The organism is Streptomyces rectiverticillatus, from assembly GCF_013394065.1.
In the GTDB taxonomy this organism is placed as follows: domain Bacteria; phylum Actinomycetota; class Actinomycetes; order Streptomycetales; family Streptomycetaceae; genus Streptomyces; species Streptomyces rectiverticillatus.
In genome coordinates this window covers 4,803,683-4,825,926 of the sequence record NZ_CP040752.1, presented here as the reverse complement: position 1 = coordinate 4,825,926, position 22,244 = coordinate 4,803,683, and the positions used below count along the sequence as shown (strand labels likewise).

Annotated in this window: 21 protein-coding genes and 1 pseudogene; 8 read left to right on the top strand and 14 right to left on the bottom strand. The window is 73.5% G+C overall.

Annotation, left to right across the window (positions count from 1 at the left end):
* Positions 1 to 52 precede the first annotated feature (52 nt).
* Positions 53 to 853 carry a 2-cyclohexenylcarbonyl CoA isomerase gene (gene chcB / locus FGW37_RS21175; protein ID WP_179082494.1) on the top strand — a complete coding sequence of 267 codons (801 nt, stop codon included), beginning with the start codon at positions 53 to 55 and terminating at the stop codon, positions 851 to 853.
* Positions 854 to 888: 35 nt separating this feature from the next.
* On the opposite strand, the gene FGW37_RS21170 is transcribed toward chcB, so the two are convergent.
* Together FGW37_RS21170 and FGW37_RS21165 are read right to left on the bottom strand one after the other, a co-directional pair.
* A complete protein-coding gene (locus FGW37_RS21170) occupies positions 889 to 1,485 on the bottom strand; it encodes a DNA-3-methyladenine glycosylase I (RefSeq protein ID WP_179082493.1) in 597 nt (198 codons plus the stop codon).
* Complete coding sequence (locus FGW37_RS21165) at positions 1,482 to 1,868, bottom strand: hypothetical protein (protein WP_179082492.1); 387 nt, start codon at positions 1,866 to 1,868, stop codon at positions 1,482 to 1,484. The genes FGW37_RS21170 and FGW37_RS21165 overlap by 4 nt, the downstream gene beginning before the upstream one ends.
* A gap of 96 nt (positions 1,869 to 1,964) precedes the next feature.
* On the opposite strand from FGW37_RS21165, the gene folP reads away from it, so the two are divergent.
* Entirely contained in the window at positions 1,965 to 2,825 is an 861-nt protein-coding gene (gene folP / locus FGW37_RS21160; RefSeq protein WP_179082491.1) for a dihydropteroate synthase, read from the top strand.
* Positions 2,826 to 3,156: 331 nt separating this feature from the next.
* Here folP and FGW37_RS21155 read toward each other — a convergent pair whose 3' ends face one another.
* Positions 3,157 to 3,906, bottom strand: a complete 750-nt coding sequence (locus FGW37_RS21155) for an LOG family protein (RefSeq protein ID WP_058046096.1) — start codon at positions 3,904 to 3,906, stop codon at positions 3,157 to 3,159.
* Between the two features lie 67 nt (positions 3,907 to 3,973).
* The gene (gene dapE, locus FGW37_RS21150; RefSeq protein WP_179082490.1) at positions 3,974 to 5,053 is read right to left on the bottom strand and encodes a succinyl-diaminopimelate desuccinylase; all 1,080 of its coding nucleotides are present in this window, start codon (positions 5,051 to 5,053) and stop codon (positions 3,974 to 3,976) included.
* A 90-nt stretch (positions 5,054 to 5,143) separates the two neighbouring features.
* Between dapE and FGW37_RS21145 the strand changes: the two genes are divergently transcribed.
* Both FGW37_RS21145 and FGW37_RS21140 read left to right on the top strand, forming a co-directional pair.
* Positions 5,144 to 6,115 carry a VldE C-terminal domain-containing protein gene (locus FGW37_RS21145; RefSeq protein WP_179082489.1) on the top strand — a complete coding sequence of 324 codons (972 nt, stop codon included), beginning with the start codon at positions 5,144 to 5,146 and terminating at the stop codon, positions 6,113 to 6,115.
* A 287-nt stretch (positions 6,116 to 6,402) separates the two neighbouring features.
* Positions 6,403 to 6,816 (top strand): ATP-binding protein, encoded by a 414-nt coding sequence (locus tag FGW37_RS21140; protein ID WP_179082488.1) that lies wholly within the window; start codon positions 6,403 to 6,405, stop codon positions 6,814 to 6,816.
* A gap of 78 nt (positions 6,817 to 6,894) precedes the next feature.
* Here the strand turns inward: FGW37_RS21140 and dapC are convergent, their stop codons facing one another.
* Positions 6,895 to 7,992: a succinyldiaminopimelate transaminase gene (dapC, locus tag FGW37_RS21135; protein ID WP_179082487.1), complete on the bottom strand. Its 1,098-nt coding sequence runs from the start codon at positions 7,990 to 7,992 to the stop codon at positions 6,895 to 6,897.
* Positions 7,993 to 8,080: 88 nt separating this feature from the next.
* Positions 8,081 to 8,410: a ferredoxin gene (fdxA, locus tag FGW37_RS21130; RefSeq protein ID WP_030366150.1), complete on the bottom strand. Its 330-nt coding sequence runs from the start codon at positions 8,408 to 8,410 to the stop codon at positions 8,081 to 8,083.
* Between the two features lie 114 nt (positions 8,411 to 8,524).
* Between fdxA and FGW37_RS21125 the strand changes: the two genes are divergently transcribed.
* Both FGW37_RS21125 and FGW37_RS21120 read left to right on the top strand, forming a co-directional pair.
* Positions 8,525 to 9,541 (top strand): GNAT family N-acetyltransferase, encoded by a 1,017-nt coding sequence (locus FGW37_RS21125; protein ID WP_179082486.1) that lies wholly within the window; start codon positions 8,525 to 8,527, stop codon positions 9,539 to 9,541.
* A 184-nt stretch (positions 9,542 to 9,725) separates the two neighbouring features.
* Entirely contained in the window at positions 9,726 to 10,559 is an 834-nt protein-coding gene (locus FGW37_RS21120; protein WP_179082485.1) for a transglutaminase-like and tetratricopeptide repeat-containing protein, read from the top strand.
* A 28-nt stretch (positions 10,560 to 10,587) separates the two neighbouring features.
* Here the strand turns inward: FGW37_RS21120 and FGW37_RS21115 are convergent.
* The 8 genes and pseudogenes from FGW37_RS21115 to FGW37_RS21080 form a co-directional block, all read right to left on the bottom strand.
* Positions 10,588 to 11,056: pseudogene (locus FGW37_RS21115) on the bottom strand (response regulator transcription factor).
* A gap of 71 nt (positions 11,057 to 11,127) precedes the next feature.
* On the bottom strand, positions 11,128 to 12,357 hold the full coding sequence (locus FGW37_RS21110) for a sensor histidine kinase (RefSeq protein ID WP_425506564.1): 1,230 nt from the start codon (positions 12,355 to 12,357) through the stop codon (positions 11,128 to 11,130).
* A 35-nt stretch (positions 12,358 to 12,392) separates the two neighbouring features.
* Positions 12,393 to 13,136, bottom strand: coding sequence for an ABC transporter permease (locus FGW37_RS21105; RefSeq protein ID WP_179082484.1), 744 nt, complete (start codon positions 13,134 to 13,136; stop codon positions 12,393 to 12,395).
* A 91-nt stretch (positions 13,137 to 13,227) separates the two neighbouring features.
* Positions 13,228 to 14,178 carry an ABC transporter ATP-binding protein gene (locus FGW37_RS21100; protein WP_179082483.1) on the bottom strand — a complete coding sequence of 317 codons (951 nt, stop codon included), beginning with the start codon at positions 14,176 to 14,178 and terminating at the stop codon, positions 13,228 to 13,230.
* A 157-nt stretch (positions 14,179 to 14,335) separates the two neighbouring features.
* Positions 14,336 to 16,966 (bottom strand): hypothetical protein, encoded by a 2,631-nt coding sequence (locus FGW37_RS21095; RefSeq protein WP_179082482.1) that lies wholly within the window; start codon positions 16,964 to 16,966, stop codon positions 14,336 to 14,338.
* A gap of 231 nt (positions 16,967 to 17,197) precedes the next feature.
* Positions 17,198 to 17,578, bottom strand: coding sequence for a DUF6113 family protein (locus tag FGW37_RS21090; RefSeq protein ID WP_179084826.1), 381 nt, complete (start codon positions 17,576 to 17,578; stop codon positions 17,198 to 17,200).
* Between the two features lie 5 nt (positions 17,579 to 17,583).
* Positions 17,584 to 18,477: an N-acetyl-1-D-myo-inositol-2-amino-2-deoxy-alpha-D-glucopyranoside deacetylase gene (gene mshB, locus FGW37_RS21085; protein WP_179082481.1), complete on the bottom strand. Its 894-nt coding sequence runs from the start codon at positions 18,475 to 18,477 to the stop codon at positions 17,584 to 17,586.
* Positions 18,478 to 18,541: 64 nt separating this feature from the next.
* Positions 18,542 to 18,736: a hypothetical protein gene (locus FGW37_RS21080; protein WP_030366139.1), complete on the bottom strand. Its 195-nt coding sequence runs from the start codon at positions 18,734 to 18,736 to the stop codon at positions 18,542 to 18,544.
* A gap of 239 nt (positions 18,737 to 18,975) precedes the next feature.
* On the opposite strand from FGW37_RS21080, the gene FGW37_RS21075 reads away from it, so the two are divergent.
* Together FGW37_RS21075 and FGW37_RS21070 are read left to right on the top strand one after the other, a co-directional pair.
* The gene (locus FGW37_RS21075; RefSeq protein WP_179082480.1) at positions 18,976 to 21,120 is read left to right on the top strand and encodes a S9 family peptidase; all 2,145 of its coding nucleotides are present in this window, start codon (positions 18,976 to 18,978) and stop codon (positions 21,118 to 21,120) included.
* Between the two features lie 145 nt (positions 21,121 to 21,265).
* Complete coding sequence (locus tag FGW37_RS21070) at positions 21,266 to 22,243, top strand: ABC transporter permease (RefSeq protein ID WP_179082479.1); 978 nt, start codon at positions 21,266 to 21,268, stop codon at positions 22,241 to 22,243.
* Position 22,244: the final 1 nt, after the last annotated feature.

The window sequence follows — 22,244 nt, the reverse complement described above, 5'->3', positions numbered from 1 at the left end:
GCTGGGCCCGGAACGCCGCCGACGGGGCTTGCGACGAGGGAGGGACCGGCACATGGCCGACTCCGTGCTGTACGAGGTGACGGACGGGCTCGCGACGATCACGCTGAACCGTCCCGACGCGATGAACGCGCTGAACACCGACACCAAGGTCGCCCTGCGCGACGCCCTGCAGCGGGCCGGTGCCGACGCCGCCGTCCGGGCGGTGCTGCTGACCGGCACGGGGCGCGCCTTCTGCGTCGGGCAGGACCTCAAGGAGCACGTCGAGTCGCTGGCGGCCGACCGCGCGAGCGGCACGGGGCGCACCATGACGACGGTCAAGGAGCACTACAACCCCATCGTCACGGCCATCGCCGGCATGCCGAAGCCGGTCGTGGCGGGGGTGAACGGGGTCGCCGCCGGCGCCGGGGCGGGGTTCGCCTTCGCCGCGGACTACCGGGTGGTGGCCGACACCGCCGCGTTCAACACCTCCTTCGCGGGGGTCGCCCTGACCGCCGACTCGGGGGTCTCCTGGACGCTGCCGCGCCTCGTCGGTCACAGCCGGGCCTCGGACCTGCTGCTGTTCCCGCGCAACGTGCCGGCGCAGGAGGCGTACGAGCTGGGTATCGCCAACAAGGTCGTGCCGGCGGCGGAGCTGGCCGCGGAGGCCTCGGCCGTCGCCCGGCGCCTGGCCGAGGGGCCCACCGGGGCCTACGCCGCGATCAAGGAGTGCCTCGCCTACGGGGCGGGGCGGCCCCTGGCCGAGGCCCTGGCCAAGGAGGACGAGCTGCAGACCCGTGCGGGGGCCTCCGAGGACCACGGGATCGCGGTGGACGCGTTCCTGAAGAAGGAGAAGCCGCGATTCGTGGGGCGCTGAGCACAGCCCTGCGTCAGGCTGAGCAGAGCCCTGCGTCAGCGGGCCCCCGCGCTCTCCCTCGCGTGACACCCCGCCAGGTGGTCGTTCACCAGCCCGCACGCCTGCATCAGTGCGTACGCCGTCGTCGGCCCGACGAAGCGGAAGCCTCGCTTCTTGAGGTCCTTGGCGAGGGCCGTCGACTCCGGCGTCACCGCCGGGACGTCGGCGGCCGTGCGCGGCGCGGCGGCCGGCTCCGGGGCGTACGACCAGATCAGGGCGTCCAGCTCGCCGGGCGCCCACTCCGCCGCGACCCGCGCGTTGGCGATGGTGGCCGTGATCTTGGCGCGGTTGCGGATGATGCCGGGGTCGGCCAGCAGCCGCTCCGCGTCGGCGTCGGTGAAGGCCGCGACCTTGGCGATGGAGAAGCCGGCGAAGGCGGCCCGGAAGCCCTCGCGGCGGCGCAGGATCGTCAGCCACGAGAGCCCGGACTGGAAGGCCTCCAGGCACATCCGCTCGTAGAGGGCGTCGTCCCCGCGCACGGGGCGGCCCCATTCGGTGTCGTGGTAGAGGCGGTAGTCCGCCATGGGCTCCGCTTCGAGGCCCCACGGGCAGCGGTGCAGCCCGTCCGCCCCTATGACCGGTGCGCCGCTCATTCCTTCTCCCCCTCGTCCTCACGCCGGTCGCGGCTCTCGCTCCCCCCGGGGCCGGCCTTCGCGCCGCCGGCCATGGCCGCGGCCTGCGCGCCCGCGAGGGCGGCCTCCAGCTCGGCGATGCGGGCGTCGCGCTCGGCGAGCTCGGCGCCGAGGCGGTCCAGGGCATCGTCCGTCTCCGCCATGCGGTAGCCCCGCAGGGCCACGGGCAGGCGCAGGGTCTCGACGTCGGCGCGGGCCATGGGGCGGTCCGCGGGGAGCGGCCAGACGGTCCGGTCGGCCGCGGCCTCGGGCAGCGCCGCACCGCTTCCGCCGCCGGCGACGAAGAGCGCGACTGCGGCGACCACCACGACCAGCGCGATGAGCAGGAACCAGAACACGACCATCTCCCAGGAACACGGACTGCGATTCCGTCCACCCCGATCGTGCCATGCCGCACTGACGGTTAAGGTCGCTGCGGACCACCGAGAGGGAGTAGGGACATGCTGCGGCTGGGACGACGCGAGTTCGATGCGCACGAGCCGGTGATCATGGCGATCGTCAACCGGACGCCGGACTCCTTCTACGACCAGGGTGCGACGTTCAGCGACGAGCCCGCCCTGGCCAGGGTGGAGCAGGCCCTCGCGGAGGGCGCCGCCATCATCGACATCGGCGGGGTGAAGGCCGGCCCCGGCGAGGAGGTGACCGCCGAGGAGGAGGCCCGGCGGACGGTCGGCTTCGTGGCCGAGGTCCGCAGGCGCCACCCGGACGCGGTGATCAGCGTCGACACCTGGCGGCACGACGTGGGCGAGGCGGTGTGCGAGGCCGGCGCGGACCTCCTCAACGACGCGTGGGGCGGCGTGGACCCCAAGCTGGCCGAGGTCGCGGCCCGTTACGGCGTGGGCCTGGTGTGCACGCACGCGGGCGGCGTGGAGCCGCGCACGCGCCCGCACCGGGTGGAGTACGAGGACGTGATGGCGGACGTCCTGCGGGTCACGCTCGGGCTGGCCGAGCGCGCGGTGGCGCTGGGCGTCCGGCGCGACGGCATCATGATCGACCCGGGGCACGACTTCGGGAAGAACACCCGGCACTCGCTGGAGGCGACCCGGCGGCTGGGGGAGATGACGGAGACGGGCTGGCCGGTGCTGGTCTCGCTGTCGAACAAGGACTTCGTCGGCGAGACGCTCGACAAGCCGGTGAAGGAGCGCGTCCTGGGCACGCTCGCGACGACGGCCGTCTCGGCGTGGCTGGGCGCGCAGGTCTACCGCGTCCACGAGGTGGCGGAGACGAAGCAGGTCCTGGACATGGTGGCGTCCATCGCCGGCCACCGGCCACCTGCGGTCGCCCGCCGCGGCCTGGCCTGAGCCCCGGCCCACGACCCGGCGGACGGAGTCCGGCGCAGCCTCCCGAAGCCGGTGAGGCGCCCCGGCGCCAAGCCCCGCGAGGAAGGCATCAAGAGGCACAGCCGAAGCCGGTCCTGGACATGGTGGCGTCCATCGCGGGCCACCGGGCACCTGCGGTGGCCAGGCGCGGGCCGGCCTGAGCCGCGGCAGGGCAGGCACCGCCGGGCCGCCTCGTCGTGGTCGCGCGCCGTTGCGGCGGAAGAAGAATCCCGCCGCAACGCCCCCGCGGCGAAGGTCGGCGCCATGCGCAGCCGCCGCGACCTGCGCGTTCGTCACGGCCCGCCGCAGGCGGCTACGCCCCCGCCTCCTTGGTCACCAGCCGCACCGCCTCCTCCACGTCGTCCGTGACGTGGAAGAGGTGCAGGTCGTTCGGGCCGGCCTTGCCTCCGGCGATGAGCGTGTCCCGGAACCAGTCGACCAGGCCGCCCCAGTAGGCGGAGCCGAACAGGACGATCGGGAAGCGCGTGACCTTCTTGGTCTGGACGAGGGTCAGCGCCTCGAACAGCTCGTCCAGCGTGCCGAGTCCGCCCGGCAGGACGACGAATCCGCTCGCGTACTTCACGAACATCGTCTTCCGCACGAAGAAGTAGCGGAAGTCGACGCCGAGGTTGACGTACTGGTTGAGCCCCTGCTCGAAGGGCAGTTCGATGCCGAGGCCGACGGAGATGCCGCCCGCCTCCGTCGCCCCCTTGTTGGCGGCCTCCATCGCGCCCGGTCCGCCGCCCGTGATGACCGCGAAGCCCGACTCGACGAGGCCGCGCCCGATGGCGATGCCGGCCTCGTACTCCGGCGAGTCCCGGGGCGTGCGGGCCGAGCCGAAGACGCTGATGGCGGGTGGCAGTTCGGCGAGGGCCCCGAAGCCCTCGACGAACTCGGACTGGATGCGCATCACCCGGAAGGGGTCCTCGTGGACCCAGTCCGCGGCCCCTCTCGTGTCCAGCAGGTGCTGGTCCGTGGTGCCCGCCTGCATCTGGCCGTACCGGCGTACCACCGGCCCCCGGCGCTGCTCCCGCCGCGCGCGCGACCCTTCGGGATGTGCCATGGTGTGCTCCCTCCGCTGCAGATCGTTGCTGTTCAGCGTAGGCCCACGCGCGCGGTGACCCGGCGGGTCAGGCGGTCAGCCAGGCCCGCAGCCGCTCCTCGCAGTCGTTGATCAGCGAGGCGCGGACGCGCTCGTCCCGCTTGTGGGCGAGCGTCGGGTCGCCGGGGCCGTAGTTGACGGCGGGGACTCCGAGCGCGCTGAAGCGGGAGACGTCGGTCCAGCCGAACTTGGGCTTGGGCGTCCCGCCGACGGCCTCGACGAACGCGGCGGCGGCGGGGTGGGAGAGCCCGGGCAGCGCGCCGGGCGACTCGTCGTCCACGACGAGCCCGGCGAGGCCGCAGTCCGCGAAGACCTCGCGGACGTGCTCCAGGGCCTGCGCGGGGCTGCGGTCGGGTGCGTAGCGGTAGTTGACGGTGACGGTGCACGCGTCGGGGATGACGTTGCCGGCGACGCCGCCCTCGATGCGGACGGCGTTGAGGCCCTCGTGGTACTCCAGGCCGTCGATGACGGGGCGGCGCGGCTCGTAGGCGGCGAGGCGGGCGAGGATCGGCGCGGCGGCGTGGACGGCGTTGCTGCCCATCCAGCTGCGTGCGGAGTGGGCGCGCTCGCCCGCGGTGTGCAGGTGGACCCGGAGGGTGCCCTGGCAGCCGCCCTCGACCTGGGCTTCGGAGGGCTCCAGGAGGACGGCGAAGTCGGCGGCGAGCCAGTCGGGGTGGGCGTCCGCGATGCGGCCGAGGCCGTTGAGGTGGGAGGCGACCTCCTCGTTGTCGTAGAAGACGAGGGTCAGGTCGCGGTTGGGCTCGGGCACGGTGGCGGCGATGCGCAGCTGCACCGCGACGCCGGACTTCATGTCGCTGGTACCGCAGCCCCACAGGAAGCCGTCCTCGTCCAGCCGGGAGGGGACGTTGCCGGCGATGGGGACGGTGTCGATGTGGCCGGCGAGCACGACGCGCTCGGCGCGGCCCAGGTTCGTGCGGGCCACCACGTTGTTGCCGTACCGGTCCACCGTCAGGTGCGGCAGTGCGCGCAGGGCGATTTCGACGGCGTCGGCCAGCGTCTTCTCGCTCCCGCTCTCGGACGGGATGTCGACGAGCTGGGCGGTGAGGGCGGCGGCGTCGAGGGACAGGTCGAGTGCGGCGTCATCCATGCGTGCGACTCTAGCCCGGGCGGTGCGGGCGCGGCCGGGCCGGAGGGCGGCCCCCGGCCGGCGCCTGTCCTCTCCAGTAACGTGGGCCGCATGTCCCGGATCTTCGTCACCCGACGTGGCCGCTTGTTGCGCATCGTGGCCGCCTGCGCCGTGCTGCTGGCGCTGGTCGGCTACGGGATCGCCCAGCTGGTGACGGGCGGCCCGGGAGCGCCGCGCTGCACCGTGCGCGCCGACGGCGCCTCGTACTCCCTCTCGCCCGAGCAGGCGGTGAACGCGGCGACGATCTCGGCCGTGGGGTCCGAGCGGGGGCTGCCGGAGCGGGCGGTGACGATCGCCCTGGCCACGGCCATGCAGGAGTCGGGGCTGCGCAACATCCACCACGGCGACCGGGACTCGCTGGGGCTGTTCCAGCAGCGGCCCACGCAGGGCTGGGGCTCCGCGCGGCAGATCACCGACCCCGTGTACGCGGCGGGGAAGTTCTACGACCACCTGGTGGAGGTGCCGGGCTACTCGCGGCTGCCGCTGACGGTGGCCGCGCAGAAGGTGCAGCGCAGCGGCTTCCCGCAGGCGTACGCCAAGCACGAGCCGGACGCGTCGCTGCTGTCGTCCGCGCTCACGGGCCGGGCGGAGGCGGCCTTCAGCTGCACGACGAGCCCGAGCGACGGCAAGAAGGGGGACGTCGCGGCGGTACGGGCCAAGCTGCGCCGGGAGTTCGGTGCGGAGGCGGTGCCGGTGGCGGAGACCCTGGCGGCTCCGGGGAGCGGCGGTTCGGGCGCGGCGGGCGGTGCCGCCGCGCGGACGCTGGCGGTGCCCGTGCCGGACAAGCCGACGGGGCCGGGCGAGCCGGCCGGCAGCGGCCGGGAGCGGCGCGGCTGGCAGCTGGCCTCGTGGGCGGTGGCCCACGCGAGCGAACTGCGGATCGAGCGGATCTCCTTCGGCGGCCGGGTGTGGACGGCGGCCGGCTCGCGGGACGGCTGGCGCGAGGACGGCAAGGGTGCGGCGGAGGCCGGGAATTCCCCCGGGAACGCGGCCGCAGAGGTACGGATCGCGACCGCTCAGTAGTGCGACCGTCCCCCCGCCGGGGGTAGGCACAACAGCCTCGCGCGCTTAATGGGCAACGCCCGCCCCAGGCGTCCGGATTTCCCGGGAATTCCTTGTGACTAAAGGCTTGTCAGCCTTCCCGACCTGCATACTGCGCGCCCGGTTTGCCCCGCTTTTAGGGGGACAGATAATGCGACGCATTACCAACTCTTTACCGTGGCGCACCGCAACCTTCCACGGATTCGCGCGGTAGTCACTGCGTCCGCTCGCCGGACAGCCAACGTCCTCAACTCCGCTAAAGGAGCATCATGTCCCTCCCCCTGACGCGTCGGATCGCCCGGGCCGCCCTGCTGGTAGCCGCCGGTGCGGCACCCGTCATCGGTGCGGCCGGAGCGGCGAGCGCCGCCCCGCAGGCCACCGACCTGGCGAGCGGCCTGACCGCGGTGGACGGCGCGAACCTCGGCACCAACGTCGACGCGGCCGCCCACAAGGCCGGGGACACGGTTTCGGGCGTCGGCACCAGCGCCATCAAGACCACCGTCCCGGGCGCCGCCGACGCCACCGGCAAGGCCGCCAAGACCGCCGCCCCCGCCGTCCAGAAGGTCGCCGGCCAGACCGCGGGCACCACCTCCGGGCTCGCGGGCGAGGCCACCAAGACGGCCGGCGGCCTCAACGCCAAGGGCCTGCCCCTCGGCGGCGGCCAGCTCCCGATCGGCGGCTGACCCAGCGCACGCACGAGCACGCGAGAGGGCCCGGGAGACGTCTCCCGGGCCCTCTCGCGTGTCCTCCTCCGCGGGCGGCTACTGCGCCAGGCGGCGGACCGCGGCCTCGACCCGCTCGTCGGTCGCGGTGAAGGCGATCCGCACGAACTTCTCCCCGGCCTCCCCGTAGAAGACGCCGGGCGCCACCAGGATGCCGAGCCCGGCCATGGCCGCGACGGTGTCCCAGCAGGGCTCGTCCCGCGTGGCCCACAGGTACAGCGACGCCTCGCTGTGCTCGATGCGGAAGCCCGCGCCCTCGAAGGCGGCCCGCAGGGCGTCGCGCCGGCGGGCGTAGCGCGCCCGCTGCTCGGTCACGTGCGCCGTGTCCCCCAGGGCCGCGACCGTGGCGGCCTGGACCGGGGCGGAGACCATCATCCCGCTGTGCTTGCGGATCTGCAGCAGCTCACCGAGGACGGCGGGGTCACCGGCCAGGAAGGCCGCGCGGTAGCCGGCCAGGTTCGACCGCTTGGAGAGCGAGTGCACCGCGACGATGCCCTCGTACGAACCGCCGCAGACGTCCGGGTGCAGGACGGAGACAGGGTCGGCCTCCCAGCCCAGCTCCACGTAGCACTCGTCGCTGAAGAGCAGCACCCCGTGCTCGCGGGCCCACGCGACGGTGCGGCGCATCTCCTCGGCGGACAGGACGCGGCCGGTGGGGTTGGACGGGGAGTTGAGCCAGAGCAGCTTCAGGCCCGTGGGGTCGAGCTCCGTAGGGTCGTCGTAGACGACGGGCTCGGCGCCGGCGAGGCGCGCGCCGACCTCGTAGGTCGGGTAGGCCAGGCGCGGGTAGGCGACCTTGTCGCCCGCTCCGAGGCCGAGCTGCGTCGGCAGCCAGGCCACCAGCTCCTTGGAGCCGACGATCGGCAGTACGTTGCCGTGGGCCAGGTCCCGGGCGCCCAGCCGGTGCTCCGCCCAGCCGGTCAGCGCGTCGCGCAGCGCGGGCGTGCCCCACACCGTGGGGTAGCCGGGGCTGTCGGCGGCGTCGGTGAGCGCCCGCTGGATCAGGGCGGGCACCGGATCGACGGGGGTGCCGACCGAGAGGTCCACTATTCCGCCGGGGTGGGCTGCCGCTTTCGCCTTGTAGGGGGCGAGCCGGTCCCAGGGGAAGACGGGGAGGCGGGAGGAGACTGCGCTCACGGTGTTCGCTCTCTTGCTCTGGGGGTGACCGGCGATACGCCGCGGCCCCGCACGGCGGCGGCCGTACGGGGCCGGGGGGCCGCTCGGGTCAGTGCTCCGGGTTGATGTCCGCGGGCAGCGCGGCGATGAAGGGGTGGTCGCGCTCGATCAGGCCGAGCTTCGAGGCGCCACCGGGCGAACCGAGCTCGTCGAAGAACTCGACGTTCGCCTTGTAGTAGTCCTTCCACTCCTCGGGAGTGTCATCCTCGTAGAAGATCGCCTCGACGGGGCAGACCGGCTCGCAGGCACCACAGTCGACACATTCGTCCGGGTGGATGTACAAGGACCGGGAACCCTCGTAGATGCAGTCGACGGGGCACTCCTCGATGCACGCCTTGTCCTTCACGTCGACACAAGGCTGCGCGATGACGTAGGTCACGCTGTCGTTCCTCCTCGGTAGGGCTCATCTCGCGCGGGAGCGCGGCGTCGTCGATGCCCACACCTAGTATCTCCGTTCCCGGGCACTTGACGAACAAGAGGGGCGAGGAGAGCTGTGGAATTCACCACGGGCGGACGGCTGGAAATCAGGATCAGTACCGCTGATGTGGGAAAAAGGGTATCCGTACGCCGTCTGAACCCCTCCGCAGGGCCTTCGGAGGGATCTTCCGAACGGTTCACGGACACCGTCGGCACCCTTACCTCCTGGGAGGGCGGAGTGCTGCGGATCACACGGCGGACCGGAGAGATTGTCACTTTCGACGAGGCCTCGCTCGTGGCCGGCAAGGTCGTCCCCGGCCCGCCGCCCCGCCGCCGCGGCCCCGCGGCGACCGTGCGCGAGCTCCAGGAGATCGCGGCCCGCGGCTGGCCCGCGCGCGAGACCGCACGGCTCGGCGCCTGGATGCTGCGCGCGGCGAGCGGCTTCACCGCCCGCGCCAACTCGGTCCTGCCGCTCGGCCCTTGCGGGCTGCCGCTGCCGGAGGCCGTGGACCGGGTGACCGCCTGGTACGCCGCGCGCTCCCTGCCCGCGCTGATCCAGATCACCACCGGAGACCCGGAGCAGGACGCCCTCCTGGACGGCGAGCTGGCCCGGCGCGGCTGGACCGAGGAGCGCCACGCCCTGATGCGGACGGCGGCGCTGGCGCCGATGGCCGATACGGGGGCGGCCACGGAACACGTACAGCTCTCGCGCACGCCCGACGAGGCGTGGCTGCGCGCCTACGGGCGCACGGACGGCGGCACCGCGGACGCCCTCGCCGTGCTGGGCGGCGGGCCCTCGGTGTGGTTCGCGACGGTCCCCGGGGCGCCGGGCGAGGGGCCGGTGGCCGTCGGGCGGTGCGTGGTGGACGGCCGGTGGGCGGGCTTCTCGGCGGTGGCCGTCAGCCCGGAGCACCGCAGGCGCGGGCTGGCCGGCCAGGTCATGGCACGCCTCGCCGAGCAGGCGCTGAGCGAGGGCGCCTCGGCGGCGTACCTGCAGGTGGAGACGGACAACGGCGCGGCGGCGGCCCTGTACGACGAGCTGGGCTTCACGACGCACCACGCGTATCACTATCGCCGTGAGCCGCGTCCGTAACACTCGTTTGCGGTGATCATCCATTCCGCCGGACCCTCGCCGTCGTGGTACCTCACCATGGCGGCGGGGAGGACGGCCCGGCCGTGGCAGCGCGACGAAGGCGTCGCCCTGGCGGCGGGAGTCCGGCGGAATACGCAGTCTGCGCGACCGGCGCGCACCATGGAAGGCGGGAGGCGGAGGCACCATGAACGACACCACCGGACGGCAGCGGTTCGCGGACGCGGCGCGCGAGGATCGGCCCGACCTCGCGCTGCTGTGCCTGCTGATCGCCGCTGAGGCCGACCCGGAGCCGGGCGAGGAGGCGATCGACGCCGCACAGATAGAGCTGGACCGGCTCGCCGGGCTGCTCCCCGCGCTGGGCCGGCAGGCCGCCCCGCGCCGGTGGGCGGAGGCCCTCGCGGAGCTCCTGGGCGAGCGGTGCGGCTTCCACGGCTCCCCGGCCGACTACCGGCGCCTGGAGTCCTCGCTGCTGACCGAGGTGCTCCGGCGGCGGCGCGGGCTGCCGATCCTGCTGTCCGTGGTGTGGATGGAGGTCGCGCGGCGGGCCGGGGCGCCGGTGTACGGGGTGGCGCTGCCGGGTCACTTTGTCGTCGGCTTCGGTGACCCCCTGGGCGGGCACGCCCTGGCCGACCCCTTCGACGGTGGCCGGATCCTGTCCGAGGAGGAGGCGGGCCTGCTGGTGGCGGGCGCGACGGGCACCCCGCTCGCCCCCTCGATGTTCTCCCCCGCCGAGCCGGTGGAGATCGTGCTGCGCGTGCTGAACAACATCCGTGCCTGGGCCGCGGCCCGCCCCGAGCGCAGCGACGTCCAGCTGTGGGCCGTCGAGCTGTCCCTGCTGCTGCCCAGCCACCCGGCCAGACTCCGCTACGAGCGCGCCGAGCTGCTCGTGGAGCGCGGCGACTTCGTGGCGGGCGCGCACGAGATGGAGGAGTACGCGGAGGTCATCGACGCGCTGGAGCCGACGGTCGCGGAGACGGTGCGCCGGCAGGCCCGGGCGGCCCGGGCGATGCTCAACTGACGGGCGCCGGGGGCGGTGGACGCCGCCGTCACAGCCAGCCCTTGTCCCGCGCGATCCGTACCGCCTCGGCGCGGTTGCGCGCGCCCGTCTTCTGGATGGCCGTCGAGAGGTAGTTGCGGACGGTCCCGTTCGACAGGTGCAACGCCCTGGCCAGCTCCGCGTTGGTCGACCCGTCGGCGGAGGCCCGCAGCACCGCGCGCTCGCGGTCGGTCAGCGGATTGGCGCCCTCCGCGAGCGCCGCCGCCGCGAGGGTGGGATCGATGACGCGCTCGCCGCGCAGCACCCTGCGCAGGGCGTCCGCGAGCTGGGCGGCGGGCGCGTCCTTGACGAGGAAGGCCTCCGCGCCGGACTCCATGGCCCGGCTCGATGTCGAGCAGGACCACGTCCAGGTCGTGGGCGCGGGCGGCGTCGAGGACTTCGTCGCCCCGGGAGACCTGGGCGACGACTTCGATGTCGTCCTCGAGCCCGAGCAGCGCCGCCAGCGCCTCCCTGACCATGGACTGGTCCTCCGCGAGGAGGACTTTGATGATGCGTCGGCCGGCCGGATCGGCGAGGTGGTGCTGGTCTGTCACGACGACAGGGTAGGCCGCTCCGGGGCGAGGCTGCGCGAGAGAGGGACGCATGCGCGCAAGCGGAAGCCCCCTCGCGGGCCCGGGCCGGTCTCCAAGCGCCCGTCGGCGAGGTGGAGCCGCTCGGACAGGCCCGTCAGGCCGTTGCCGGGAGGGCCGCCGCCGGGGCCGCGGCCGTCGTCGCTGACGGTCAGGCAGAGCTCGTCGCCCTCCTCGGCCAGCGTGATCTCGCAGCGCCGTGCGGCGCTGTGCCGCACCACGTTGGTCACCGCCTCCCGCAGCGCCCAGGCCAGCGCGCCCTCCTCGTCGGGCGGCAGGTCGGGATGGTCGGTGGCGGCGCGGGTGAGGTCGGCGGCGATGCCGGCCGCGGCCAGGGCCGTCCGGGCACCGGCCAGCTCGGCCTCCAGCGTGGGGCGGCGGAAGCCGCTCACCGCCTCCCGGACGTCCACCAGGGCCTGCCGGCTGACCCGTTCGATGTCGGCCACCTGCTGGGCCGCCTGATCGGGCCGGCCGGGGAGCATCCGCCCGGCCAGCTCGCTCTTGAGCGTGATGAGCGACAGGGAGTGCCCGAGGAGGTCGTGCAGATCGCGGGCGAGGCGCAGCCGCTCCTCGTTGGCGGCGAGGTGGGCGACCGTGGCGCGGGCCTCGCGCAGCGCGCGGGTCGTCATCGCCATCTGACGCACCCCCACCATCGCGAAGCCGCCGAGCAGCGCCGGGATGGCGAGGGCGGCCAGGTATTCGGAGGCGCCCGGCGTCATCGCACCCAGTCCCGCCAGTACCCCCGTGACCAGCGGAATCATGATGCGTGACAGCTTCGTCGGCAGGACCGCGCCGGAGGCGACGCAGACGTAGACGAAGAGGACGAGCCAGGCGCCCCCGAGCGTGAGGGACAGCGCGACCGCGAGGGACACCAGCGCGGCGAGCGCGCCGAGCACGCGGGCGCGCTCCAGGGGACGGGACGTGTGCCGGAAGACCAGGGTGAGGTAGCCGGCGACGAAGGCCGCGAGACCGCCGCCGCCGAGGACGTCGCCGGTCAGGGTGTGGTGGTCGCCGAGGACGTCCTCGACGGGGGCCGCCATGTAGGCGAACCAGATGGTGATCCAGATGAGCTTGATGATCACCTGTCGGCGGTTGTCGGGCTCCATGCCGATGCCGATGGTGTACGACGGGTCGTCATGGACCTCCATGGCGGCGCGCCATGGGTTCCGGAGCCACGGTCGTGCTGCCATGCCCTGCCTGTCTTCCTGGTCTTCCGCAAGTCCGCTCAGGACTTGCGGGTGTCCTTGCGGTACAGCCAGGCTGCCATGCCGGCGAACAGCACGAGGTAGACCGCGAGGAGCGCCACGTGCTTCGCCTCGGGGGCGTTCGCCTGCTCGATCGACCGGCCGAGACCGGCGTACGCGTAGGTGGGCGTCCACTCCGCGACCTTCTGCAGCCACGTGGGGAAAGTGGTGGTCGGCATCCACAGGCCGCCGAGCATCGACAGCGCGAAGTAGATGATCATCGTAAGGGGGCGGACGGCGTCGCCCGTGGCGAGGTAGCCGACGGCCACGCCGAGCGCGGCGAAGACGATGCTGCCCGCCCAGATCGCCCCGACGAGCGCGAACCACTGCCAGGTGGCGCCCATCCGGACGTCCTTGACGAGCGCGGCGACCAGGAAGACCACCAGGATCGAGGGGAGCGAGACCACGGCGGCGGAGGCGACCTTGGCCGTCACGTAGCCGCGGCCGGGCAGGGCGGTGAGGCGCAGCTGGCGCACCCAGCCCTTCTCGCGCTCCTTGGCGATCCGCTCGCTGTTGCCCACGAGGACGGCGGTGATCGCACCGAAGGAGGCCATGGAGACCATCATCAGCAGCGGCAGGGTCAGCCCGGTGCCCTCGACGATCTCGGTGGAGCTCGCGCCGCCCGCGATCATCAGATAGAGGCCGGCGGGGTAGATCACCGAGAAGAACATGAACTTCTTGTTGCGCAGGGTGCGCGCGATCTCGAGCTTGATCAGGGTGTTCATCAGAGTGCGCCTCGCGAAACGGATCCGAGCACTGCGGTGGGGCTGTGGTGGCGGCCGGGGGTCCGGGGGCCGTCCCCCGGGAAGATCAGCATCAGGCCGCCTCCTCGGCGGTGGCGGCGTCGGTGATGGCGATGAAGGCCTGCTCCAGGCCGAGCCCCGCGACCTCCAGGTTGCGCGGGTAGAGGCCGAGCCCGTAGACGGCGTGGACCGTGGCGTCGGCGTCGTGGGACCGGATGCGCACCGTGCGGCCGGATATCTCCAGGGAGGACAGGAACGGCAGCTCGCGCAGGGCGGCTTCGCCGATGTGCCCGTCCAGGTCGAAGACGATGCGGCGGGCCCCGGCCTTCGCCTTGATCTCGGCGGCCGAGCCGTCCGCGAGGACCCGCCCGCGGTGCAGCACGATCACGCGGTCGGCGATGGCGTCGGCCTCTTCGAGGTAGTGCGTGGCGAAGAGGATGGCGCGCCCGGCCCGGGCCTGCTCGCGCATGACGCCCCAGAACGCCTGGCGGGCGGAGACGTCCATGCCGGTCGTGGGCTCGTCCAGCACGATGAGCTCGTTGGCGCCGGCCGTCGCGAGCGCGAACCGCACCCGCTGCTCCTGGCCGCCGGAGAGCTTGTTGACCTGGCGGTCGGCTATCTCGGTGAGATCGGCGGCGGCGAGCACCTGGTCGACGGGGTGGCGACGGGGGTGCAGATCACAGCCGAGCTTGACGATCTCGCGGACGGTCACGTCCTCCATCAGGCCGCCGGACTGCAGCATCGCGCCGACCTTGCCCTGGGCGAGGGCCTGCTGCGGGCTGGTGCCGAAAAGCTCGACCCGGCCCGCGTCGGGGTTCCTCAGGCCGAGGAGAAGGTCGAGGGTGGAGGACTTGCCGGCGCCGTTGGGGCCGAGCAGGGCGACGGTCTCGCCCGGGTACAGCTGCAGGTCCAGATCAGCTACGGCACGCACCGCGCCGTAGCTCTTGCTGACGTTCTCGAAACTGACCACGGGGGCGCCGGTGCGGCGCCCGTCCCCCGTGTACGTGACTGCTGTGGTGGTCATGTGCACCATCGTGGCCGGTGGGCGGGGGTCCGCGGCAGTGTCAGCCGTACGGTCCTGGCGATGACAGATGTCATGGGTGGCCCGACAGCAGCGCGCCCCCGCGCCACGGGGGCGCGGGGGCTCGCACGGCCTGTCGGCCGGCCGGACGGGCGGGCCGTCAGCTGAGCGGGATGGTGCCGATCCGCTCGGCGGGCGTCTTGCCCGTGAGCGCCTTGCGCAGCGCGCCGACCACGTCCTGCGGGGTGACCTCCGTCTTGCTGCCGTTGCCGCGCTGGATGAGGACGCCCTTGAACTTGGTGCCGTACAGCTCCTTGAGCGCTTCGAGGTCGTAGTTCTCGACGAGCTTGCCGCCCACCTCCTTGACGGAGAGGATCTGCGGCAGCGAGCGCTCCGGGCCGAACTGGATGCTGTGCACAGCATCCGTGCGCACCGTGACCAGGCCGGACATCGCGGGCTTCGCGAACTCCGTCATCATCCGGTCGACCTCGGCGTTGCTCACCTTCGGCTGCCGGCTCGCGCTCGGCAGCGCCACCGTGGCCTCCTGGCCGGTGGCGGCGCGGTCCTTGTACGCCTTGGCGACGGCGTCGACGCCCTTGTCGCCGTCGATGCCCTCGTACGGCTTGCCGTAGACCGGCACGGCCTTGCCCGGCTCGAACTTGATCGTGCCGTCCTTGGCCGCGCCCGACTCGCCCGCGAGCGTGTGCAGCGCGGCCGCGATCTTCTCCTCGTCGGCGACGATCACGGGCTCGGCCGTGCGCGTGCCGCCGATGAGCGAGGGGATGACGGTCAGCGGGTTGTAGTCCCGGCCGGCCGCCGCGCGCACCGTGGCCTGGGTGTCGATGGACAGCCCCGCCACGGAGGGCTTGAGCTGCGCCTCCTTGCCGCCGATGGAGACCTTCAGCGGCTTGGTCGCCCGGTCGCCGAGCGCGGAGTCGAGCTTCTGGACGGCCTGCTCCTTGGAGGAGCCGCCGATGTTCACCCCGAGCACGGTGGTGCCGTTCGGCACGTCCGCGTGGTCGAGCAGCAGCCCGGCGCCGTACGCGACACCGGCCAGGCCGACGACCGCGCCGCCCAGCAGCACGAGCTTGGAGCGGCCCTTCTTCTTCGGCTTGGACTTCGCGGGCGCGCTCTTCGCGGGTGCGCTCTGCGCGGCGCCCTTGGGAGCCGCGCCCTTGGCCGGGGGCGGCGGGACGGCCGGCCCGGCGCCGGGGCCCGGCACCTTGGGCTTGGGCACGGCGATGCGCGGCGCACCGCTGTCCACGGGCTTCTTGGGCTGCGCTGCCCCGCCCGGCCCGGGCGGGGGCACGGCGGGCACACCGCCGACGAGCGTCGCGCCGCCCGCCCGTGCGCCGGCCGCGGGGGCCTGGGAGCCGCCCTTCTTGCCGCCCTTGCCCTTGGCCGCCTTGCCGCCCTTGGGCGCCTGGGGCGCCTTGCCGGGGGCCGCCGGAGCCGCGCCGGCGGCGGACTGCGCGCCGACGGGGGGCGCGGGCACGCGGGGCACGCCCTCGTGCGGGGTGTCCGTACGCCCTATGCCGCCGGCGGCGGGGGCGAACGGTGCCGCGGCGCCCTGGCCCATGGCGGGCGCGGGGAACTGCTGCGTGCTCTCCGGCTCGGTCCACTGCGTGCTGGTGCTCGGCGGCGTGCCCGGGGCCTGCATGATGCCCATGGGGCCGGTGCTCACCGGGTCGTCGGGCCAGGGGGAGCCGCTGCCGTTGCCCGGGGCGGGCGGCTGCGGCATCGAACCGGTCGTCTGCGCCTCACCCGGCCACGGCGTGGCGGCCGTGGTGGAGGGACCGGCCGGCCAGTCGTCCACGGGTGCGGCGGGAGCGGAGGAGGCCGACGGGGCGCCCGGCCAGTCGTCCTGCGCACCGCGCCGCTGCGCCCTGCCACCGCCGGCCGCACCACCGGGCACACCCGTACCACCGGACACACCGGCGCCCGGAATGTCGTTCATGCCTGCGTTCATACCCGGGTTCACGCCCAAGTTCATGCCTGCGTCCCACGACGTCGCGCCCGTGGCCGAGGAGCCGCCGGGCCAGTCGTCCTCCGCGGCGCGCCGCTGCGCCGCGCCGCCCGCCTGGGGGGCGACGCCCTGCGTGGTGTCGCGCTGCCAGCCGTTGCCCGGGGCGGGCGGCTGCGGCATCGAACCGGTCGTCTGTGCGTCACCGGGCCACGGCGTACCGCCCGTGACCGAGCCCATGGCCGGGCCCGCGGCGGCAGGAGCCTGCGGGGCGTTGCGCGGGCCGGAGTGCTGCGGAGCACCGGAGACCGGCGCACCGCCCTGCGGTGCGCCCGCGCCGGGAGCACCGCCCTGGGCCGCGGACCGGCGGGCCGCTGCGCTCCCCGAGGGGGCGGGGCCGCCGGACTTGCGCGGGGCGAACCAGTCGCTGGCCTTCTCGCCCTTGGCGCCCTGGTCCTTGTCGCCGGAGCGGTCCTGCGGCTTGCGGCCGGGAGGCGTCGTGGCGGCGGGGCGGCGCGGCAGTTCGGCCTTGCGCTCGCCCGCCGGGGCGCCGCCGGCGGCCGGGGCGGCCGGCTTGGCGGGCGCGCTCGCGGGCCCGGCCTCGCCGTCGACGGGGGTGCGCATGATGACCGGCGGGATGGGCCGCGATCCCGGGATGTTGATACGGATCCGCGTCGTCAGCGTGGTCTCGGTCTTGGGCTCTTCGGGCCTGGAGGCCGCGGCCGCGCGGGCCTGCTCCTCACTGCCGTACGGAGGGGTCCCGGACGGGTAGGCGGCGCCACCGCGCCCCTGGGGCCCGGAGGACGAACTGTCAGATTCACGGCTCAAAGCAGGTTCTCCCGGTTAGCTCCGCCGCCCGTCATGACCTCGCTCGGGCGGCTCGGCGGCGCGCACCACCATACTGGGCACCGCGCACACGCACTTGACGACCGCCGGTTCACGCCGGCGGGCGGGAGCGCGCTGCGTGGCCGCGCGCCGTCGGCCCGTCACGGGACAAGTCCGGCAGATGCCGGATGACCTGCTCGGGAGCCGAACGACACTCAGGCAGAAATCGTCACGTCACTTGCCAAGTCGGACCGAAGGTCCGTTTGGTTGCGGCAGTTTCGGCACAGTGGCGCACATCACAGCCAGCGCCATCCCGCCCAGCAGGAAGACGTACGCGCCGATTCCGGCGCCGAAGAAGAAGTCGCCCTCGGGGCGCGACGAGGTCATCAGGAGCACCGCGACGAGCCAGCCGCCGCCGGCCACCGCACCCCCGGCGCGGGTGCCGGTCGCGGTCACCGCGCCGTAGCTGAGGCCCGCGACGGCGAGCAGGGCCAGCGACAGGCCGCCGGGGAACCAGCCGCCCTGGGTGAGCGCGCCCGCGAAGCCGGTCGCGGCGCCGAGGACGAAGAGGCCCACGAACGCGGCGATGCGCCCGGCGCTCAGCGGGGCGATCATCCCGTTCACGCGTCCACCCCGGCGAACAGGTCGTCCTCGCGGGGGCCCGCGGCCCGGCCGCGGACGAGCTTGTAGTACTCGTCGGCGAGGATCGGCTGGCCCAGGTCGTTGGAGAGCGCGAAGAACGGGCCGTCCACGGCGATCTGGGTGGCGTGGGCACGCATCGCCGCGGCCTTGGCCTCCGCATGACCGGCGGTCGCGATCGCGGCCGTCACCTCCTCGTCGGGGACGACGCCCGGCACGTCGGCCGGGGAGGCGATGCCCGGGAAGGGGATCTCGCGGCCCGCGGCGCGCAGCCGGGCGAAGCCCTCCTCCACGACGGACAGCGGCACGCAGTTCCAGTAGACCTTCGCGATCTCGTGGGGGTCGCCGAGGTCGCGCCGGAAGGCCGGCTCGCCGGCGAGCTCCGCGGCGCGCATCGCGACGCGGTGCGCCTGGATGTGGTCGGGGTGGCCGTAGCCGCCGTTCGGGTCGTAGGTGACGAGCACCTGCGGACGCACCTCGCGAATCACCTCAACGAGGGACGCGGCGGCCTCGTCCACGTCCGCCCGCCAGAAGCATCCGGGGTGGTCGTTCTGCGGCGCGCCCATCATTCCCGAGTCCCGGTAGCGCCCGGGGCCGCCGAGGAGGCGGTGGTCGGTGACGCCGAGCTCCTTCATGGCGGCGGAGAGCTCACCGGCGCGGAACGGCCCGAGGGCGTCCTCCCGGTCGGCGGCGAGGTGGGCCAGATCGGCCGGGATCACCTCGCCCTCTTCGCCGAGCGTGCAGGTCACGAGCGTGACGTGGGCCCCTTCGGCCGCGTACTTGGCCATGGTCGCGCCGTTGTTGATGGATTCGTCGTCCGGGTGCGCGTGCACCAGGAGGAGCCGGCGACCCGGCAGGAAGGAGCTGTCGGTCATGGGACCAGCCTACGAGTCCTGCGGGCCCGGCGGAGCCCCGCCCGCGGACCCGGGGCGGACGCCCTCAGAACTTGATGTTGCTGATCACGTCGGTGGCGCTCTTGGTCACCTGGTGGATCGTCGGCCCGAGGGACGAGCTCGCCAGATAGAAGCCCAGCAGGACACAGACCGCTGCGTGACCGGCCTTCAGCCCGGACTTCCGGCACAGCATGAAGACGACGATCGCCAGCAGCACCACCGCCGAAATCGAGAGTGCCACGGCGGTTCACCTCCAGTAAACGCGCGGTTGGACGGATGACACACGACGAACAAGCGACGAACAAAAAACGACGAAACGCCGAACGGGCAGGCCGAACGGGGTGGAGCGGTTGTCACGCGAAACTCATCGGCTATGCGTCCGTGATCATAACTTTCCAGAGCGTGACCCAGCACTGGGTGCATGGGGGCAATTCCGGGGCGCACGGCGGATTCTCGCCGCCTCGCCGTAGGCTCGGCGGCATGACCGGACAAGTCTCGTTCCCGCGACAGTACGCCCGTACGCAGCGCTTCTCGCTCGGCGCGCCGCGCTCGTTCACCGCGTCACCCGACGGCTCACGTGTCGTCTTCATCCGCTCGCGTTCCGGCACCGACCGCTCGGGCGTGTTGTGGGTCCTCGACCCCGCCACGGGAGGGGAGTTCCCCGCCGCCGACCCGGCCGTTCTGCTGGCCGGGGCCGGAGAGGAGCTGTCGGCCGAGGAGAAGGCCCGGCGCGAGCGGCTGCGCGAGGGCTCGGCGGGTGTCGTCGGCTACGCCGTGGACAGCGCGGTGGAGTTGGCGGCGTTCCCCCTGTCGGGCCGGCTGTTCGTGGCGGAGCTGCGCGGCGGCACCGCCCGTGAACTGCCCGTTCCCGGCCCGGTCACCGACCCGCGCCCCTCCCCCGACGGCCGCCGGGTCGCCTATGTCGCGGGCGGCGCGCTGCGCGTCGTGGACGTGGAGCCGGCGCCGGGCGAGGCGTCCGGCGGGGTTGCGGACCGGGCCCTGGCCGAGCCGGACGGGCCCACGGTGACCTGGGGGCTCGCGGAGTTCGTGGCGGCCGAGGAGATGGACCGCCACCGCGGCTTCTGGTGGGCCCCGGACGGGGAGTCCCTGCTGGCCGCGCGGGTGGACGACGCCCCGGTGCAGCGCTGGTGGATCGCCGACCCGGCCAACCCGGGCAGCCCGCCCGCGGAGGTGGGCTACCCGGCGGCGGGCACGCCGAACGCCGAGGTGACGCTCTCGCTGCTGGGCCTGGACGGGACCCGTACGGACGTCCGGTGGGACCGCGCGCGCCACCCGTACCTCGCGCGCGTGCACTGGTCGGCGGGCGGGCCCCCGCTGCTGCTGGTGCAGAGCCGCGACCAGCGCCACCAGGCGTATCTCACCGTGGACACCGGGACGGGCGCCACGAGCGTGGTCCACGAAGAGCAGGACGCAAAGTGGCTTGAATTGTTCCCCGGTGTTCCCGCCTGGTCGCCCGACGGGCGCCTGGTGCGCATCTCCGACGAGGACGGCTCCCGGGCCCTGGTGGTCGGCGACCGCACGCTGACCGGAAGCCGGCTGCACCTGCGCGCCGTCCTCGACATCGGCGACGACGACGTGCTGGTCTCCGCTTCCGCCGGGGCCGGCGCGCAGGAGCCCGAGACCGGGGAGACGCACGTCTACCGGGTGAACGAGCAGGGCGTGGAGCGCGTCTCGCAGGAGCGCGGCTGGCACTCGGCCGTGCGCTCGGGGGCGGTCACCGTCCTGGTGTCCGCGGTACCGGAGCGCGCCGGGGCCACCGCCCGGGTCCTGCGCGACGGCGCGGAGGCGACCGGCGTGACCTCGTATGCCGAAGCGCCGGTGCTCACCTCGCGCGCACGGCTCACCGAGGCGGGCGCGCGCCGGATCCCGTGCGCCGTACTCCTTCCGACGGGCTATACGGAGGGCGACGGGCCGCTTCCGGTCCTCATGGACCCCTACGGCGGTCCGCACGGGCCGCGCGTGGTCGCCGGGCACAACGCCCACCTGACCTCGCAGTGGTTCGCCGACCAGGGCTTCGCCGTGGTGGTCGCCGACGGCCGGGGCACCCCGCACCGCTCCCCCGCCTGGGAGAAGGCGATCCACGAGGACTTCGCCGGCGTCACCCTGGACGACCAGGTCGAGGCCCTGCAGGCGCTGGCCGCGGACTTCCCCCTGGACCTGGACCGGGTGGGCATCCGCGGCTGGTCCTACGGCGGCTACCTCGCGGCGCTGGCCGTGCTGCGCCGCCCTGACGTCTTCCACGCGGCCGTCGCGGGCGCCCCGGTGACCGACTGGCGGCTGTACGACACGCACTACACCGAGCGCTACCTCGGCATGCCGGACGAGCAGCCGAAGGTGTACGACCGCAACTCCCTGGTCACCAACGGCGGGCTGGCGGAGGCAGCCGCGCAGGTCCGGCCCTTGATGATCGTCCACGGCCTGGCGGACGACAACGTGGTCGCGGCGCACACCCTGCGGCTGTCCTCGGCGCTGCTGGCGGCGGGCCGGCCGCACGAGGTGCTGCCGCTGTCCGGCGTGACGCACATGACCCCGCAGGAGCAGGTCGCGGAGAACCTCCTGCTGCTCCAAGTCGACTTCCTCAAGAGGTCCCTGGGCATGGCCTGACCCCTTCGCCCCCGCACTGCCCGTCCCCTCTCGGTCGGCAGCCCTCTTGACTGCGCTGTGAATCCGTTGCGAAAGTCCGCTCAACCCACTGCGCGCGCGGTGCGTCCGCGGCGGGTTCGACGACGACAGTGCGGGGGATTACGCGATGACGAGTTCCTCCCCGGCCCCGGTGGCGCATCCGGAACCGGTCGGCAGATCACCCGGACAGCTGATGCGGCGGCGCTTCAAACGCGACCGTCCGGGTGTCGTCTCCGCCTACGTGGTGACGTTCTTCTTCCTCGTCGCGCTGGCGGCGCCGCTGATCTCGAAGCTCTACGGCAGGAATCCGACGGAGACCTACGGGCTGAACGAGCCGGGCCTGCTCAACGAGTTCGGCTATCCGGTGAAACCCAACGGAGGGATTTCGGGGAGCTTCTGGTTCGGCATCGAACCCACCCTCGGCCGGGACGTGCTGACCCAGCTGATCTACGGAATCCGTACGTCCTTGCTCATCGCCGCGGCCGCCACGGTCCTGTGCGTCCTGACCGGAGTGCTCATCGGAGTGACGGCCGGCTATCTGGGCGGCCGGACGGACTATCTCCTCGGCCGCTTCATCGACTTGCTGCTGGCCTTCCCGAGCCAGCTGTCCTTCATCGCCTTCACCCCGGTCGTCTACTCGCTCTTCGTGAGCCCGGAGAAGGAGACCCCGACCTATCTGCGCGTGCTGACGCTGATTCTGGTGCTGTGGGTGCTGGGCTGGATGGGGCTGGCGCGGCTGCTGCGCGGGCAGGTGCTGAGCCTGCGGGAACGGGAGTTCGTCGAGGCGGCGCGGGTCACCGGTGCGTCGCCCTGGCGGATCATCACCAAGGAGCTGCTGCCCAACCTCTGGACGCCCATCCTGGTGCAGTCGACGCTGATGCTGCCCAGCTTCGTGACCATCGAGGCCGGGCTGTCCTTCATCGGTGTCGGCATCGTGGAACCCACCCCGGACTGGGGCCGGATGTTCGCCAACGGCGCCCACTACTACGAGAGCGACATCACCTACATCTTCTTCCCCGGCCTCGCGATGATCGTTTTCGTGGTCGCCTTCAACCTGCTCGGGGACTCGGTCCGGGACGCCTTCGACCCGCGGACCGGACGCTGAG